Below are 17,187 nucleotides of genomic sequence, written 5' to 3' on the forward strand. Positions count from 1 at the left end.
TTCTCTTTTTAAGAGTCATTAAAATTCTCGATGAGCAAATCAGTATCTTTTCAAAGAATAGTCAAGTATGTAGAGGCTCTTTCTAGCCAAGAGCAAAAGTTGCGACTAAAACTGATTTATATAAATATAGGTGGGATAACGACGCCAATAAATTGCTATCAATACAGCACAAACACTAGAAGCAATTAAGACAGGTAGAGAGAATCATGGTAATTTTAATGAACTATAGATATATTTGTTCAGCGAAATTATAAATCATTGAATGAGAGAAATTATTTTTTATCGCACAGATTCAGAAAGATGTCCGATAGAAGAATTCCTAGATTCTTTATCTGGAAAACAAGCGCAAAAAGTGCTTTGGGTTTTACGCCTAATTCAAGAAATAGATTCTGTGCCAAGTCAATACTTTAAGAAATTGGTAAACACTGATGATATTTGGGAAGTAAGAGTTAACGTTGGTAGTAATACATTTCGTCTACTTGGCTTTTTTGCTCAGGATAATTTGATTATTTTAACAAACGGATTTGCGAAAAAGACACAAAAAACACCATCTCAAGAGATTGAATTAGCAGAACAGCGAAAACGAGATTATGTAAGCAGGAAACAAAATGATGAATGATATAGAAAAATATATTGCCAAGCGCAAGCAAACGGACTCTGAATTTGCTGAAGATTTTGATTCTGGATATGCCAGTTTTAAAATAGGAGTATTGCTGGCGCAAGCAAGAATTGCAGCAGGAATGACACAAGAAGATTTAGCTCATCGTTTAAATTTGCATATCTCTACAATTGATAGCATAGAAAATCATGCCGAAGATGTGGGTATAATTACACTAGAAAAATATGCAAAGGCTTTAGGAAAGAAGCTTTATGTAGAACTGAAATAATAGCGATCGCGTTTTGCTGTGAGGATGCGATCGCTTTCTGCTCACACAAAAGAAAAGATTGAAAATATAGTATTCTCGAAATTAAAAAGCCTTGGCGATTGGAAATCGCCGAGATTAATTACTATAGAATCACATCCTGCAACTTTGCCACCATCTCCGCTCGCGCTGAAACCCCCAACTTACGAAACATTCTCTTCAACGCTTGCTTCACCGAATTTTGGGTGATAAAAAGCTTTTCCCCAATTTCCCCATTAGTTAACCCCTGAGCTACTAACTCGACAATTTCTAACTCTCGTGGTGTCAGGCGACCAACTAACGGGGAATTGAAGGTTTTTGGTTTTGCTCTGAGAGTTGCAAGTTTGGCTGACAAATGTAAACACAAAGCACTCAAATCAGCTAAATCGTTCGCGTCAAAGGGAGGATGACCATCAGCGCGGGCGAGATTGAGTGTTCCTACCAAACGCCCATCACAGACAATCGGCCCACTCATGACGTGGGCGTGATCATCGCGTGGGCAAATATCTTGCCAGTCTCCTGGTGCTAAAATCAATTGTTCATGGGCAGGTGCATGGCGTTCAACTACATAGCGCCCAATCGGATTTCCCTCTAAACAGACCTCTGGAATTTTTTGCACTTCAATATTTTCTGCTGTAGACAGGTCATTAGAGAGATATAGACCCCAACGTTCGACACCAAAATGCTTGCCGACAGTGTTCTTGACAGCAAGTAGCAGTTCTTGTTCATTATTAGTTTTGGCGATCGCATCAAGTAAAATGTGGAGAGAACTAACCATAGAGTGTACCCACTTGGGGACTAGGCGGGCTTGAGAATTACTTCTATGCTAACTAATAGCAGCAAAGCTAAAAAACTAACATAATCTAACAAATATAGGAGAAACCAGTGACTGCAACACAAGTATCTGCTCAAGAACTCTTCCGGGCTGCCTACGAAAACCGATACACTTGGGATAAAAATTTTCCTGGCTACACCGCAGATATCACTTACAAACAAGATGATCAGGTGTTTACAGGCAAAATTCAGGTTAGCCCTAATCTCAAAGCAGAAGTGTTTGATGTAGAAGATGAGCAAGCCAAACAGGCGATTAATAATCAAGCTTGGGAAATAGCTGTTCATCGTGTCCGTCGTACCTTTGAAGAAACCCATGGTGCAAATACTTTTAGCTATGGTGACACCGATGAAACAGGCGCAGTTGAAATTATACTTGGTGGTAAGTCCATAGGCGACAAATACAAAGTCCGCAATAACATAGTTAGCCTGGTTCACCGCCATATCCACGGCGTTGTTGTCACAATCAACACCTTTAGCGTTCATGAAACTGCGGAAGGCTACTTACCTCACACCTATGATTCCGTATACCACGACCCGCAAACAGGTGAACAAAAAGGTGGTAGAAGTGAATTCGACGATCAATATGAAAAGGTTGGGAATTATTTTATTATGAATCGTCGGTTTATCAGCACCGATACCAAAAACCAACCCTCAACTCAAGAATTTATCTTTTCTAACATTCAGTTGTTGGAACCTGTAGCGGGTTAAGTCATTTCATCAACAAAAAAAGGAACGGGATTTACAGCCTCTATCATATGCAGTACTTGTTCACTTGTACCTGTATTTTTAAGATAAACAATGGTGTGTGCTTGCCTATAAGCACGCACCATTTTTTTATATTTACAAGCTTGTCATTGCTTGAATTAATTCATCAGATAAATCAACTTTAACTGCTTGGAATTTTTTGAATAAAACACCAGCTAAGAAGTAATAATTGCCCGAATAAAAAGCCATTTTATTTTTGCGTAATTCTTCTATGTGTTTTTTGACTTTGGGTTCAGAGCTATAATAGCCAAATTGCAAGGGTAAAATCAGAAAACTACTCACACAATAACCATTTGCTTTTGCATGATCTACTGTACTTTTAGGATTGGAAAAGCTAGAAATTAAAAGTACAACATTTTCATAGTCAAGGGACAAAAGTTCATTGGTAACTGTGGCTCCATCTATACCCCCAAATAACAGTGGCATGTAAATATCATTATCTGGTGCAGGAATATAGGGTGGATTGGCAACAAGATACTCCGCTTCTGGTTGAGAGGATTCAAAAAAAGATGAGTTGTGAATGACGTATTTATGAGCAAGATTGTATTCGTCAATTGTTGAATTAGCAGCTTTCCAAGCAGAGGTGTTTAATTCAAATCCTTGGATCATGCCATCAAATTTATTTCTCAATAGAGAATTGATGACAGGACTACCATTTCCTGAGCCAAATTCAACTATACATTCAGATTTTTGACAATTTCTGAGAGCAAAATTTTCTAAACAATTTGCATAGAAGTTAGATTCTTCTGGACAGAAAAATATGTCTTTCATTGGTGTGTGAAATTAGGAAAATAGAATATCTGTAAGTAAGGCATATCCTTTACCTACTTGGTTGCAAAATGTAAATAAAACTATTAAGCGTCTTGCAGAGATGAATTTTAAGAATCAGTTTGTTCTGCTTGACGTATAGCTTGCACAACAGCTTTAGCTGCGCGATCGCTCATGATTTTTTCTTGGTCGTACCCCAAAACTATTTCCCACGCCAGTTCAGGGTACATATCTGCTAAAGGTAAAGCCACATCATCTAACATCCAACGACCATGACGTTCATCTTCACGGATATGCAACTCCCAATAACCCATTGCTGCATCCGATAATCTCAGTTGTTGCGCTGCTGCAAGATAATTTCTGTAAGTCGCAGGGCCAGCCACTTCAAAGTATGTTAACCCACCAGCATAACGCAGATAATGACGCTTGCATTCTGTCATCAAAAAGTTGTGGTTGGCACAAGCTAATACTTGCCAAGGTACTAAGTCAAAATATCCTTCTGGTTCGGTGTTCATACTGAATTCGTTCAGCATTTGAGCAAAAAATGTCGAATGCTTGCGAGAGAGGCGACCATTGCCGTATTCTTCTAGTAGTACCCGTATGAGTGTACATTGCACTTCATTAGCAGTACCGCCCAGAATGCGAGAAAGGCGACTACCTTCAACTAAGCCGTCAAATGAAGCAATAGCCAACAAATGTCGATAGCCAGCCTCACTCATTTGTTCACGCAGATAACGGCTTTCTGGAGATAGTGGTGGATCTAAATCTTCAGCAGCACGCTCAATAAGTGCTTGCTTAACATCCAATCTTTGTAATCCTACCACGTCGATTTGGTCAAGTTCCCATTTTTGCCAAGCAGTTTCTATTTGATTGCGTATCTGAGATAAATAGAGCGATCGCTCATTCGTATAATGCCGTAAATCGTCATACCAAAATAAATTTAGGCGATTTATTCGGTAAAGTATACGTTGGAGAAAGCTATGAGCCGCATCATCACTAGAATCATTTTGATAAGCGGCGTTAATTGCCACAAAAAGTGCATTTTCAAACTCACTTCTGAGTGTAGGTTCTTTCTCCAGTTTTTTGTCTAAATTATCTATTGCCAGCAATTCTATAAATTGTTGTTCAGCAGATTGATAATTAGTAGCTTTTGTTACTTCTATATACTCGCTTTCTCCCACTGCAAAAGCGTGAGGAAATTCTACTAAGTTGCTTTGCATGGATGATTTAATTGCTTTGCAATCAGTGTTAATGACTTACATTTCATATACACTTAGGTTCTCATTTAGTAGCTTTCTCTACCTCTTTCTACAGTTATAAAGAAAATATTAAGCAGTAGTTCAAATATTCTACCCAAGGGGGAGACGGGAAGAGTAGAGACGCGTTCGCTTTTAGCGTTCCCGCAGGGTAATTTCGCGTCTCTACAAGGATTTTGGCTGACGCATATTTAATTATCACCAGATGTCTATTGACTATTGCCTAATTGCTTGACTTGGTGGAATTTGTTCAATGGTAATTAATGCTTCCATGACTGCTTTTGCTATGGGTGCGGCGACAGTACTACCATATATATTGACACCTCTTGGTTCATCTACTAGAGCTAGTACTACATATCTAGGTGCTTCTACTGGCATGATACCTAAGAAGCTAGTAACATATGCACCACTTACGTAACCTCCAGAGCGACCTGCGATTTGGGCTGTGCCAGTTTTGCCTGCGATCCGATAACCTGGGATTTGTGAGGCTTTGCCGCTTCCTTCATCCACAACTGTTTCCATCATTTCTACTACTTGTTGGGTGGTGATGGCTGAAAAAATTTGTCGTGGTTCGGGTATTGTTGGTGTATAATGTAGTTGGTTTTTGCTATCGACCAGACCCTTAATTACATGGGGTGTGACTAATTTTCCACCATTGGCTAATGCCCCGTGCATTTGTACTAGTTGCAATGGTGTTAAGGAAAAGCCTTGACCAAAGGAAGTCGTTGCTGGTTCGATGGGTGAAGCGATAAATTTTTCTTGACTTTTGAGTTGACTAGCTACGATAAAGGGCAAATCTGTAGACACAGCTTGTCCTAATCCTAATTTTTCTAACCAACCGTAGTAGACAGAAGGCTGCAAACGTTGGATAATTTGCACCATGCCGATGTTACTTGAATGTTGAAGAATTTGGGCAATATTAATGCGTCCGTAGCTTTTGTTCTCGGCATTTTTGATCGTGCGATCGCCTACTTGAATAGAACCTGAATCATTAAAAGTATCGTTAGCTGTAATTACACCATTTTCGAGAGCGATCGCAACGTTGAGAGGCTTAAAGGTAGAACCGGGTTCATAGAGATCAGCTACAGTCCAGTTTTTGAATAGCGAAATATCAGCTTTGGAATACTCATTGGGATTGTAGCTAGGTAAAGAAGCTAATGCGAGTAAGGAACCATCCCAAGCATCCATGACAATTACCGCCCCACGTTTAGCACTGTACTTATCCATCTGTTCTTTGAGTGCAGCACGAGCGACTCGTTGCAAGCGGCTATCAATTGTCAATTGTAATTGTAGATCCTCAGAATGAGGAAATCCATCTGGCGCATAATCTGGCATCAACGAACCGTTACCAGTCCGACTTAAGCGCACTGCTTGCACGGAGCGTTCTAATAATTTCTCTTGACTATATTCCACCCCTGCCTGACCTCGACGATCAAGATTAACATAACCAACTACTTCTGCCACTAAATCTTGTTGTGGATAAAATCGAGAGTATTTTTGAATCAACTCTAGACCATTGAGGCGCAATGCAAAAATTTGATTGGCAATTTCTTCAGGCATTGCCGACGACAGTAAAATACCACTTTTTTTATTGTCAAATTTATTCTTTAATTCAGTAACGTCTTTATCTACAATTGGCGCCAGAAGTTCTGCAACTTTTTGGTTAGATTTACTAAATAGTTTGGGATGGGCGTAGACAGTATACACTGGTCGGTCTATGGCCAGTACAGTTCGATTGCGGTCTATGACCTGGCGACGAGGTACAAAAGGTCGCAAATTGACCATTTGTTGGTTTCGCGCTTTCTCCTTCAGCTTAGGCCCTTGTGCAATTTGCAAATTATACAATTTCAGACTCAGTCCCAATCCAGCAACAATTAATACAGCCCAAACAATTAGCAGTCGGTATTTAAGATTGGGTGTTTGCGGTTCGCTATTCAAGGTAAACGCAGGTAGAAATCTTCGTCTTGTTCTCTGACGCCCTCGCTTTTGTGATTCTGTCTTCGGAAGATTTCTGAATCTTCTTCTACTTGGTGATTTTTGCATAATTATTGTTGATTGTTGGTTGTTGATTGTTGGTTGTTGGTTATTCTACCTACTAACTACCAACCAACAACCAATAACTATTGACCGTGCCAATTTTAGATTTTGGATTTTGGATTTTAGATTATTTTTTCGGTTCAAGCCCCGCCCCTTGTGGGCGGAACAAATCTAAAATCGTCAATTTAAAATCTTCAAGCCCTGCACCCAAGCAGTGGTCGGGGTCAATCCAAAATCGATTGACTTTAATATCCCAGTGGTTCAGAGTTTGGCTCTTGTAGTTGAAAGTTTGATTGAGTAGTTGTGGTAGATGGTGACGAGTTAGAATCCTCTGGTACTGGAGGCAAAAAAATTGCCCCTGCGGGAGATGGTGATACCAATCCTGCTCCTGGTGTTTGTGCTTCCTGTGCCATTTTATTTTTTAGCACTTCGATTGTTGTTGTTAATTGTCGCTCATCTCGCTGTAAGGTTTGCAGTTTCCGATATGACTGACTCCAAAGTTGTTGAGAATATACAGTCCAACCATAAATTACCAGGGTGGTTGCCACTAAAACAAATGCCACAATTCCTGAATAACGATTTATGGCATAAAAGCGTAACAACCACATCGGAATAGTTCCTTGTTTGTTTAAATCTGGGACAGGTGTAGAAGTAGATACTGGTTTTTTGGCAGACGAACGCCTAGATATTCTAGAGGAAACAGGAGGAGAGAAGGTTTTGTCTGTGATAGTTCCTGCTGATCTAGATTGCTGGAATGTGGATGAATTTTTAATCATCAGAGAATTTCGCTGGAACCAACTGCGTTTTGCAGAAACATCTGATTTGCGAGCAACAGCCATAATTTTTTAGATATATATTTTTTGTGTGAGTTGGGACAAGGGAGAGTGGGGGACAAGGAAGACAAGGAGGAGTGGGGGACAAGAAATTTGAGATTTGAGATTTTGGATTTTAGATTGAAATCCACGCATCGCAAATCCAAAATCCAAAATTCTTTCCAATGCCCGATCCCCGATCCCCGTTGCCCCTTCGCCCCCACTCCCTTGAGGGGAGTGGGGGGCCCGAGTTCCCCAGAGGGGACCCCACCTGCCCCTTATCCCCAATCCCCGATTCCTAGTAAGTATGGCAACCCAAAGTAGCAACGGCAAGAGATTGTCTAGAAGCTGTTTTTTTGGTAGAATATGAGAAATTATAAAAAGTTACGCTTATTTTAATGTAGTTAGAGTAGAAACTAGTACTGTGCCAAGTTGATTTGGACAGATAGTTTGTTACGATTTTTCCTTACTCAGTGAATTAGAATGTCTAGAATTAGCTTTCTAGGATAAACTAAAAAGCAAAAAGTTGACTTTAAAATATCTAACCTAAAAATTATTAAAATTAAGCAACAAATGAGGTATCTTATTCAACAGGCCTAAAATAGTTTTTGCCGCATTTGGTGACAGAGGAGTTATGAAAATAAAAATCTTTGGTTTTGCTCTTTTACTTGGTCTAGCTGCTACTCTCGGAGCCTGCAATGGTGGTGGTGAAACACCTTCTACTACCACCACTACTCCCGCCGAACCCAGTGATACTGGCGCTACCACTCCACCCGCTACCGCCACTACACCCGCTACTACTACCACTACACCTGCTAGTCCTTCTCCTACCACTACTACTACTCCCTAGATTTTGGTCTCAGGTGAGATCACTAAGCCCTTTTGAGGTCGCTCCTCATTACATCATTACACTGACGATTTATTCTCTACTGCCCAGAGAATGAACTATTAGACATCTGGTGAAAAAGAATGTAGAGACGTAGCACTGCTACGTCTCTACAAGGTTTCTGGATAACGCATATTTAATTATTGGAGATGTCTATTGAATTGGGTAATGCTAGCTATGGCTAGCCTTACTCAAGGTTTTTCATGTTAACTTTGGATACAGAACAAAAGTTAGTGTGAATTTAGCGATCGCCCACCATAGCCGAAAATATAGCTAAGAAATGGGGGCGATCGCTATCTACAGAAATTGCTTACACTAAATTTTTTGTCAGTGAACCGGAATTTGTTGATCTAAAGCTGGTTCAATTTCACAAACGAGTTCATAGTAAGAGATGGTTGGATTGTGAGCAAACAAGTGACTTATCTTTTTTAAGATATTTTGGTAAGCTTCGCTGTGGTTTGCTTCCATATCACCGATATTTTCCCAAAAAATAACCGCGATACCTTTGTCAGTCCCTGGTTGTTGCAAGAGATATGCTTTTTGGAAGCCTTTAGTATACATTGAGACAGCCTGTTCATAAAGCTGCTTGGCTTCTTCAAACTTACCTGGTTTAAACTCTCCCGTCGCTACATAAACATATTGATGTCTTAGAAAATCTTGAAAGTCTGTCATCTGGTTCTCCTTGGCAGATAATTATTGGTCATTAGTCAATGGTCAATAGTGAAAAATCGAGACACTTGACACTGGACTATTGATTAATGACTCCTCAAAGAGTTTTTTCTGCTTGTTGCAGTTTATAGGTTTGGTGTACCTCGACTTTCGTTTTTTAATTTTTTATTTTGAATTGGCGATCGCCAAACTAACCCACAAACGGTAATGGGTAATTGGTAATTGGGGTATTAACTAAATTGTTGCGATGGTCAAAAACTGCTCCTAACCTTCGATAACTGATAACTGTTAAAGTTTTTGTGGCGCAGTCGTAGATGCATTGACGCTGTTCTGTTCTATATAGCTATAAACTAATCGAGAAACTTGATTAATAAAAGACTTTGCTCTTTTATCACCAAAAGGTCTGCGAACCATGATTCCAGCTAGGTAGCGCTTACCTGTTGATGTTTGAATAATACCTGCATCTCCAAGAATAATCCCAAGTGTACCTGTTTTGTGAGCAATTACCGCACCTTTACCAAGACCTGCTGGTAATAAGCTTCTGTTCTTGACACGACGCATGATATCCAATGCTTGGGAACGACTTCCATCATTCAGTAACTGATTATTACTCAGCAAAGCACTTAGTCTGACTAAATCTTTTGCACTAGTTGTGTTGGTTCCCTTAAAGTCGCCTAAGAGATTACGAATCACCGTATTTTGCAGTCCCCAACTTTGAAACCGCTGATTTAATCTAGCCTTACCACCCAAACGATCAATAATCATATTGGTTGCAGTGTTATCGCTGATGGTAATCATCTTAGTGGCAGTTTCTAAAACACTCAGTTTAGTTCCTGGGCGTTTGTACTGCAATATTCCTGAACCTCCAGTCATTAAATCACGACGCATGACCAAAGTTTCATTCAGTTTGACTCTACCCGCGTCTACTTCCTGAAACAAAGCTACTAAGATTGGAAACTTAATGGTGCTAGCAGCTGGAAAGACCTTTTCTCCATTCAAATCTAGATAGTTACCTGTATCCAAATCTAGAAAGAACATTCCTGGTTGAAGATAGCTATAGCGAGCCATCAATGCTTTAACTTGAGTATTTAACTGGGATATATCTTGACCTAAACGAATTCCTCCAACAAAGGAAGAAGCATTACCTATCTGAATAGGAAACTGTTCTTCACTAGACTTATTAGTTGCAACTTGCTCAAATGAATTGTTAGAACTTACACGTTCAACAGATGAAAAGTTTACTATCCAGTGGGAAGAAGAATCTCCTTTAATCAGTAATTTATCTGGAGAAACTGTATAACCAGGAGCTAATTCAATTACCATTCTGGTAGTCTTAGCATCAACCTGTCCGATCCGAATTTCTTTGATTGCTGAACCCAAATTTTGGCGAACTGTATCACGATTGAGATTTGTTCCAGGTAAATCTAGTACAAGTCTTGTTGGATTTTTAATTAAAAAAGCTCTTGGTTGAACTCCAGAATCAGTAGTTAAATGTAGCTGATTTCGTGCCTGATCGAAGTTCCAAGATTGCAACCTAGCAGCTTTGATTGGAGAAGATAGCAACACAATACTGACGACGCTAAGTAATAAAAAGCGTAATCTCATCTTGTTATTCATATAATTTACTTGCACAGATTTTCAGATTTATCTCAGTAGATCCGGAATAAATCTCAGTGTTATCCGAAAAAGTTAAAGGAATGATTAACCGGTTTTAGGAACTGAAATCAGACGGTGAGATCACACGATAGTTCCAATGTTTTAATAGTATTAAGTTAATACCTGCAATGAAATTGACAGGCTAGCAAAAATTACCATTCTACTGAATCTTCAGCGAAGTCAATAGGCTTAATTTTGTAATATTTATGCGATCGCACCTTTAATGTTGCATAAAAACTGATGATGTCAAATTTCCCATTAGCATGTAGACATCATATCAGTATTCTGACAATTTTTAAGAAAAGATTAAATTTTGATTTAAAATTTATCTGTGGGGTCAATCCAAAATCGGTTGACTCTTACCTTCTGCTCGTTTTACGCCATCTCAAAAAAATTTTTGCCAAACTTGTTGCAAAATCAAAAAATTGAGTATAATGGTGAAGTTGCCAATTAAGGGCGGGTGGCGAAACTGGTAGACGCACCACACTCAAAATGTGGCGAGCTTGCGCTCATAGGAGTTCGATTCTCCTCCTGCCCACTTAGATAGTAAATAAGAGACATCTGCAAAAATGATGTAGAGTTGATGTCTGTATAAGAATTTTAACTTCTTTTTCGTAGGAGTCTTTAATATGCAGGCTTGCGATCGCACTTATTTCTAGTCGATACTAATCCTACCTCCATCGAAAGCAGAGCTTCATAGTAGCGCATTCCAGGCTAAACTATGGAAGCAGAAAATTAGACGATATTTATAAAGCTTATATTAATTAAGTTATTAATTAAATAAAAGTATATATTTCGTGCGTGATTCTCTTGTTTTTATCCGGATTCCATCTGCGACATTTTGAATACTGCTTAGAGCAGATAAACTTCACACTCTTGAGAAATACTTTTGTCAAGTTATATTTTATATAAGTGTTTTTTCGATAAAAGTTATTGTGTGATTTTTACTTAAAAAACTACTTATTAATAGTAAGTGAATCTAGCTGTAACAGTTAAAGACTGGAATTTACACAACTGACCCAACTTAGTATTGTAGTGATATTTCTGACTTTATTCTCACAAAGCAAGTATAGATTAATCTAAAAACATTTTATTTGAATTTGACGCTTTCAAGAAAAATGAATTATACTATATTATAGTACTACAAGCTGTCAAATCAGGTTATAGGCAGAGGGCAAGTACAAGTTTTATTTTGTAATCAAAAATTGAGTTTTTATTTCAGATAAGGAAATTATTTATGAGGCTCAAAAGATGGGAATCTCCTCGTCGAGAGGGGAGGAATGATAAAGGTAAAGGCGGTTCTGCAAGAAAACGACAATTGAAGAAACAGCAGCAGATGCTAAGGCGCAGGCTGAAGACAGACAACGATATCAATAAGAATAACAATCAGGGAACGGGGGAAGAAAATGTTAGCTTCCCCCTTTTTTTTTGGGCTTTCTCAGCATAATAAAAAACAAAGTTGTTAGTTTTGTGTTAATAGGTGACAGTTATTGCACTAGCACAGTGCGATCAATCAATTAGCCAATATTTTGCTTAACAAGAAAAATTACAGATTCAAATAAATTAACTTCTGACAAATATCCATATAACAAGTAGTATAGACAGCAAAAAAATTGTTGTGATTGCTCAGTAATAGTTTTTACATAAAGAATTTGTTTTGCTTTTACAGAATCTTCATTAATGATTGCAAAAATAATTTAAAGCAAATATGAAGAAAGTATGAAGTTTACTAAAAAGCTACTGACAAGGTATCAATGTGGAGTAAGGTAATATACAGATAGCTTGATTAAATTATTACCAGGGAAGCAGTAATTTACTGTATATAACCATTGCATCTCCATGTGTTAACTACCTACGTTACTCCCAAGTATTTCAAAAGCTAAACTTTTAGTCAAAGCTTGAGGTTTTATACGTTGGGGATGGTTATGTAGTTATTTGATTTTATCTGTGACACAAGGAGTGACTTATGGTAGGAAGAACTTTTCTACCTACTCAGAAAGTGCTGGAGTTCCCAATTACTGCCTTACGTTTTGATGAACAAATACAGACAATCTTGAGGTGGGCGATCGCGCGCACGAGCAAGACTGTATGTGTAGCCAATGTGCATATGCTCATGGAAGCTCATTGGAATCCAGAGTTCGCTAGCATACTGCATAATGCAGATTTAGTCACTCCTGATGGTATGCCTTTAGTGTGGATGATGAGGCTACAAGGAGCGCGATACCAAGACCGTGTAGCGGGAATGGATATTCTACAAGCATCATGTCAGCTAGCTCAAACACTTAATGTAAGTGTTTTTTTTCTGGGTTCTCAAACCGAAATTTTGTCTCGTATGAGAACAAAGTTAGAGACTGAATATCCTAACTTAAAAATTGCTGCCATGGAACCCTTACCGTTTCGTCCCTTAACTGCCAAAGAAGATGAAGCCCTGATCCAAAAGATTAACTCCAGTGGCGCTGGCATAGTCTTTGTTTCTTTAGGCTGTCCAAAACAGGAAAGGTGGATGGATCAGCATCAGGGTAAAATTCAGGCAGTGATGATTGGCTTAGGTGGGGTATTTCCCGTATATGCAGGGATTCACAAAAGAGCGCCCCGAATGGTGCGAGATTTAGGTTTTGAATGGTTATATAGATGGATTCAAGAACCCCGGCGCCTTTGGAATCGCTATATGACGACAATCCCACCCTTCGTATTGCTGGCTTTGAAGCAATTATTGATGTCGAGTTCGTTTAGTACTCCATTTCATATTCGCGAACGTTATTTGGGATGGAGAGTTGAGTAGTTGTGACCAACTAGCTTTTTCATTTTTCCATTCTTGCAAGGAAAATTCCGATCCCAAGGGAGGTTGTATGACCAAATCAAATTCTCGGCCTAGAGTTCCTGTTCAACCTCCACTCAAGTTCGTATCAAGTTCGTAGTCAGGACTTTAGTCCTAAATTTTTAAGCACCAAGCGTGCTTACTACGAACCCTCAAAACTAGCTGCCCAAAAATAATCATTGTTCTGTCGCTATTTATTTCGTGTTTTCGTGTTGTTGTACTGAATTGGCGAAAATCTGCTTCAGTAGATTTTTTTTCGGAAAGACTCTGGTATAGATTACAAAATATTTCCTGATATGAGAATTCCTAAGAGAAGTAACTGAAGGGGCAAATAAAAACAGTATTTTTTCTGAAATGTTAAGTCACCTAAGCTGCACACTAGCAAGCTTTGTTCAAGTTGATGTAACACACACGGATAAGTAGATGAAGACAAACGAACTAACTATTGAGGCGGGTCGCACTGAAAGACAGTATTGGCAAGACCTGTGGAAATACAGAGAACTTTTCTACTTTCTAGCGTGGCGTGATATCTTGGTGCGCTACAAGCAAACTGTCATTGGCATGGCCTGGGCATTGATTCGCCCATTTCTGACAATGATAGTATTTAGCGTTGTATTTGGTAATTTGGCAAAGCTTCCTAGTGAAGGTGATACACCTTACCCAATTCTAGTTTATGCGGCAATGTTACCTTGGCAGTTTTTCTCTGGTGCGCTAAGTGAATGCAGTAACAGCTTAATTAGCAATGCCAACCTTCTTTCTAAAGTCTACTTTCCGCGTTTGATTGTGCCAACTTCGGCGGTAATCGTTAGTTTTGTAGACTTCATGATTTCTGGCATTATTTTGCTGGGGTTGATGGCTTGGTACAACTTTGTGCCTGATTGGCGCATTCTTACACTACCCCTATTTATTCTCATTGCCTTTGCAGCCTCGATGGGGGTGGGATTATGGCTAGCGGCTTTAACTGTCGAGTATCGAGATTTCCGCTACATAGTACCTTTTATCGTCCAGTTTGGTCTGTATATTTCTCCAGTCGGTTTTAGCAGCAAGATTGTCCCAGAACAATGGCGCTTGTTGTATTCCCTTAACCCAATGGTAGGAGTAATCGATGGTTTCCGTTGGGCAATTTTGGGTGGGGAGTCGCAGGTATATGTTCCTGGGTTTGCACTATCTCTGGTGATTGTGTTTCTACTTCTAGGAAGCGGTATTTGGTATTTCCGCAAGATGGAACGTACTTTTGCTGACGTAATTTAGGTATGTGGTTGAAGTAGGAGTTAAGCAAATGTCAGATACTGTAATCCGGGTTGATAACCTAAGTAAGAAGTACGTCCTGAGTCATCAGCAAGAAGGACAAAGCAGGTACAAATCTTTGCGGGAAGTTATCAGTAATGGAGCAAAATCACTGAGTCAAAAATTTCTCAAGCCTTCTGGGAAGGAAATCTATAGTCCAAGTCGTGAAGAATTTTGGGCTTTAAAGGATGTGTCGTTTGAGATTAAGCAGGGTGATAGAGTAGGGATTATTGGGCGTAATGGCGCTGGGAAATCTACTCTGTTGAAAATTCTCAGCAGAATTACGGAACCTACGAACGGAAGAATCAAAATCAATGGAAGAGTAGCTAGTTTATTAGAAGTTGGGACAGGTTTTCATCCAGAATTGACAGGGAGAGAAAATATTTTTCTCAATGGTGCAATTTTGGGGATGAGTAAGGCAGAGATTAAAAGAAAATTTGATGAAATTGTTGATTTTGCTGAAGTTGAAAAGTTTTTAGATACACCAGTAAAGCGCTATTCCTCTGGTATGTATGTGCGTCTTGCGTTTGCTGTTGCAGCGCATTTGGAGCCAGAGATTTTGATAGTTGATGAAGTGCTAGCTGTGGGAGATGCTCAGTTTCAGAAGAAATGTCTGGGGAAGATGGAGGATGTAGGTAAGGAAGGAAGAACAGTGATATTTGTGAGCCATCAAATGAGTGCTGTCGAATCCTTGTGTACTAGGGGCATTTTACTTGAATCAGGAACAATATCTATAGATGGCACATCTGAGCAAGCTGTTAGAGCTTATCTTGAAAAAGCTTATAGTCTTGGTGAAATGACACCTTTATGGCAAAGAACTGATCGCAGTGGTTCTGGTAGAGTTAGAGCTTCCAGTTTCAGAATATTAAATTCAGAAGGAATACAAGAAAGTTCTCTCAAATCTGGCGAGGATTATTATTTTGAGATTGGCTATTTAAATAATACAGGGATTGCTCTGAAAGATGTGGTTGTCAGTTTGGATATTTTTGATGAAAAGGGTAACAGAATCCTGTTATTACGCACTAATTTCACCAAAAGTAATGTTAGTTTAAATCCTGATAAAGGTTATATTTTTTGTGGGATAAACAATTTACTATTGACTCATGGATCATATAGATTTTCTATTTTCATATCACATTCTGACACAGAAATACTAGATTATATTGAAGATGCTGCCTCTGTAAATGTAGATGGTGGTGATTTCTTTGGTACAGGTAGTTCTGGTCTTCCAAGTCACTGTAAGATTTTAGCAAAAGCTAATTGGTCTACAAAAATTGCCATAAATAATCACAACTATTTATTATGATTTATTTTCAATTGAGTTATTATGTCTATTTCCATTATTTTGATTTATAAAAATAACAGTGATTATTTATTATATTGCCAAGTATTCTCATCTTTATTTTATGCAAAATAAGACATATTCAGAATAAAAAATAATTCAAAGCAAATTAAGTTTAAGTTTTTGTATTTTTTTCAATAGAGAAACCGATGTCTTTATCAACTCCTGTAGCTTTCCTGATTTTTAACCGCCCTGATTTAACGGAACAAGTGTTTGCGGCTATTGCCCAAGCTAAACCTAAAAAACTATTTGTAATTGCAGATGGTCCACGCTTTCCTGAAGAAGCTGAAAAATGTGAGAAAACTAGGTCTGTCATTAAAAAAGTAGATTGGGATTGCGAGGTTTTGACTAATTTTTCAGATACTAACTTGGGATGTGGACGCCGTGAAGCCAGTGGGTTTGATTGGGTTTTTTCACAAGTTGAAGAAGCAATTTTTCTAGAAGATGATACGCTGCCTACTGCATCTTTCTTTCATTTTTGTCAAACCCTACTAGAGCGATATCGAGATGATGATCGAATTATGCATATTACGGGTAATAACTTCCAGAAGCAAAACCGCAATGAGTATAGTTATTACTTCTCAAAATATATGCACGCTTGGGGTTGGGCTTCTTGGAGAAGAGCTTGGCAACATTATGATTACTACATGAAAACTTGGCCTGAGTTTAAGAGAGCAGGATTACTTAAGTATATTTGTGAAGATCCATACGAAGAAAAATATTGGACAGACATACTTGAGCAAATGTATGTAGATCCTCAAGTCATAGATACTTGGGACTATCAATGGACATATGCCTGCTGGTCTCAAAATGGTTTGATAATAACACCTAATAAAAATCTTGTTTCAAATCTTGGTTTTAACCGAGAAGATGCTGCTCATACAGTGGCTGATAGTCCAATATCAAGATTGGCAACAACAAATATTTGGGAAGTAACTCATCCTCCATTTATTGTTAGGCATCAAGAAGCTGACGCCTATACTTTTAACTATGTTTTTGGTGGTCAAGGTATGAGAGATGCAGATACCCTACCTGGGAAATTACGTCAGTTTATGCATCAATATGTCGATAAGTTAAAACAAAAAATGAAAAAAACTTTGGTTTGGAGTAACTAATTTTAAACAGAGTATTTCTTGACTAAATTAAGTGTAAATA

The 17,187-nt window shown here is 38.6% G+C and carries 17 protein-coding genes and 1 tRNA gene; 11 read left to right on the forward strand and 7 right to left on the reverse strand.

Annotated elements, in window-relative coordinates; all coding sequences use genetic code 11:
• Positions 1-262 precede the first annotated feature (262 nt).
• Together ACE1AT_RS19870 and ACE1AT_RS19875 are read left to right on the forward strand one after the other, a co-directional pair.
• A complete protein-coding gene (locus tag ACE1AT_RS19870; RefSeq protein WP_374871415.1) occupies positions 263-619 on the forward strand; it encodes a type II toxin-antitoxin system RelE/ParE family toxin in 357 nt (118 codons plus the stop codon).
• Positions 609-887, forward strand: a complete 279-nt coding sequence (locus ACE1AT_RS19875; protein ID WP_374871417.1) for a helix-turn-helix domain-containing protein — start codon at positions 609-611, stop codon at positions 885-887. The genes ACE1AT_RS19870 and ACE1AT_RS19875 overlap by 11 nt, the downstream gene beginning before the upstream one ends.
• Before the next feature lie 121 nt (positions 888-1,008).
• Here ACE1AT_RS19875 and ACE1AT_RS19880 read toward each other — a convergent pair whose 3' ends face one another.
• Entirely contained in the window at positions 1,009-1,680 is a 672-nt protein-coding gene (locus tag ACE1AT_RS19880; protein WP_374871419.1) for a LuxR C-terminal-related transcriptional regulator, read from the reverse strand.
• A 107-nt stretch (positions 1,681-1,787) separates the two neighbouring features.
• Between ACE1AT_RS19880 and ACE1AT_RS19885 the strand changes: the two genes are divergently transcribed.
• Positions 1,788-2,444, forward strand: coding sequence for a DUF3386 domain-containing protein (locus ACE1AT_RS19885; protein WP_374871421.1), 657 nt, complete (start codon positions 1,788-1,790; stop codon positions 2,442-2,444).
• A gap of 132 nt (positions 2,445-2,576) precedes the next feature.
• Here ACE1AT_RS19885 and ACE1AT_RS19890 read toward each other — a convergent pair whose 3' ends face one another.
• The 4 genes from ACE1AT_RS19890 to ACE1AT_RS19905 all read right to left on the reverse strand — a co-directional run bounded on the left by ACE1AT_RS19890 (position 2,577) and on the right by ACE1AT_RS19905 (position 7,170).
• Complete coding sequence (locus ACE1AT_RS19890; RefSeq protein ID WP_374871423.1) at positions 2,577-3,272, reverse strand: SAM-dependent methyltransferase; 696 nt, start codon at positions 3,270-3,272, stop codon at positions 2,577-2,579.
• 107 nt (positions 3,273-3,379) lie between these two features.
• Entirely contained in the window at positions 3,380-4,489 is a 1,110-nt protein-coding gene (locus ACE1AT_RS19895) for an iron-containing redox enzyme family protein (protein ID WP_374871425.1), read from the reverse strand.
• A 252-nt stretch (positions 4,490-4,741) separates the two neighbouring features.
• On the reverse strand, positions 4,742-6,568 hold the full coding sequence (locus tag ACE1AT_RS19900; RefSeq protein ID WP_374871427.1) for a peptidoglycan D,D-transpeptidase FtsI family protein: 1,827 nt from the start codon (positions 6,566-6,568) through the stop codon (positions 4,742-4,744).
• 239 nt (positions 6,569-6,807) lie between these two features.
• Positions 6,808-7,170: a hypothetical protein gene (locus ACE1AT_RS19905; protein WP_374871428.1), complete on the reverse strand. Its 363-nt coding sequence runs from the start codon at positions 7,168-7,170 to the stop codon at positions 6,808-6,810.
• 16 nt (positions 7,171-7,186) lie between these two features.
• On the opposite strand from ACE1AT_RS19905, the gene ACE1AT_RS19910 reads away from it, so the two are divergent.
• Together ACE1AT_RS19910 and ACE1AT_RS19915 are read left to right on the forward strand one after the other, a co-directional pair.
• Positions 7,187-7,411: a hypothetical protein gene (locus ACE1AT_RS19910; RefSeq protein ID WP_374871430.1), complete on the forward strand. Its 225-nt coding sequence runs from the start codon at positions 7,187-7,189 to the stop codon at positions 7,409-7,411.
• Between the two features lie 597 nt (positions 7,412-8,008).
• Positions 8,009-8,224, forward strand: coding sequence for a hypothetical protein (locus ACE1AT_RS19915; RefSeq protein ID WP_374871432.1), 216 nt, complete (start codon positions 8,009-8,011; stop codon positions 8,222-8,224).
• 363 nt (positions 8,225-8,587) lie between these two features.
• Here the strand turns inward: ACE1AT_RS19915 and ACE1AT_RS19920 are convergent, their stop codons facing one another.
• Complete coding sequence (locus ACE1AT_RS19920; protein WP_374871434.1) at positions 8,588-8,932, reverse strand: antibiotic biosynthesis monooxygenase; 345 nt, start codon at positions 8,930-8,932, stop codon at positions 8,588-8,590.
• 285 nt (positions 8,933-9,217) lie between these two features.
• On the reverse strand, positions 9,218-10,534 hold the full coding sequence (locus ACE1AT_RS19925) for a serine hydrolase (RefSeq protein ID WP_374871497.1): 1,317 nt from the start codon (positions 10,532-10,534) through the stop codon (positions 9,218-9,220).
• Between the two features lie 505 nt (positions 10,535-11,039).
• On the opposite strand from ACE1AT_RS19925, the gene ACE1AT_RS19930 reads away from it, so the two are divergent.
• From ACE1AT_RS19930 to ACE1AT_RS19955, 6 genes are all read left to right on the forward strand, one after another.
• Positions 11,040-11,123: transfer RNA gene (locus ACE1AT_RS19930), tRNA-Leu, on the forward strand.
• 699 nt (positions 11,124-11,822) lie between these two features.
• A complete protein-coding gene (locus ACE1AT_RS19935) occupies positions 11,823-12,032 on the forward strand; it encodes a hypothetical protein (RefSeq protein WP_374871436.1) in 210 nt (69 codons plus the stop codon).
• A 519-nt stretch (positions 12,033-12,551) separates the two neighbouring features.
• A complete protein-coding gene (locus tag ACE1AT_RS19940; RefSeq protein WP_374871438.1) occupies positions 12,552-13,367 on the forward strand; it encodes a WecB/TagA/CpsF family glycosyltransferase in 816 nt (271 codons plus the stop codon).
• A gap of 459 nt (positions 13,368-13,826) precedes the next feature.
• Positions 13,827-14,654 carry an ABC transporter permease gene (locus tag ACE1AT_RS19945; protein ID WP_374871440.1) on the forward strand — a complete coding sequence of 276 codons (828 nt, stop codon included), beginning with the start codon at positions 13,827-13,829 and terminating at the stop codon, positions 14,652-14,654.
• A gap of 28 nt (positions 14,655-14,682) precedes the next feature.
• On the forward strand, positions 14,683-15,996 hold the full coding sequence (locus ACE1AT_RS19950; protein WP_374871442.1) for an ABC transporter ATP-binding protein: 1,314 nt from the start codon (positions 14,683-14,685) through the stop codon (positions 15,994-15,996).
• Positions 15,997-16,181: 185 nt separating this feature from the next.
• A complete protein-coding gene (locus tag ACE1AT_RS19955) occupies positions 16,182-17,147 on the forward strand; it encodes a glycosyltransferase family 2 protein (RefSeq protein ID WP_374871444.1) in 966 nt (321 codons plus the stop codon).
• Positions 17,148-17,187: the final 40 nt, after the last annotated feature.

The sequence above is a fragment of the Pelatocladus sp. BLCC-F211 genome, from assembly GCF_041928655.1.
GTDB lineage: Bacteria > Cyanobacteriota > Cyanobacteriia > Cyanobacteriales > Nostocaceae > Pelatocladus.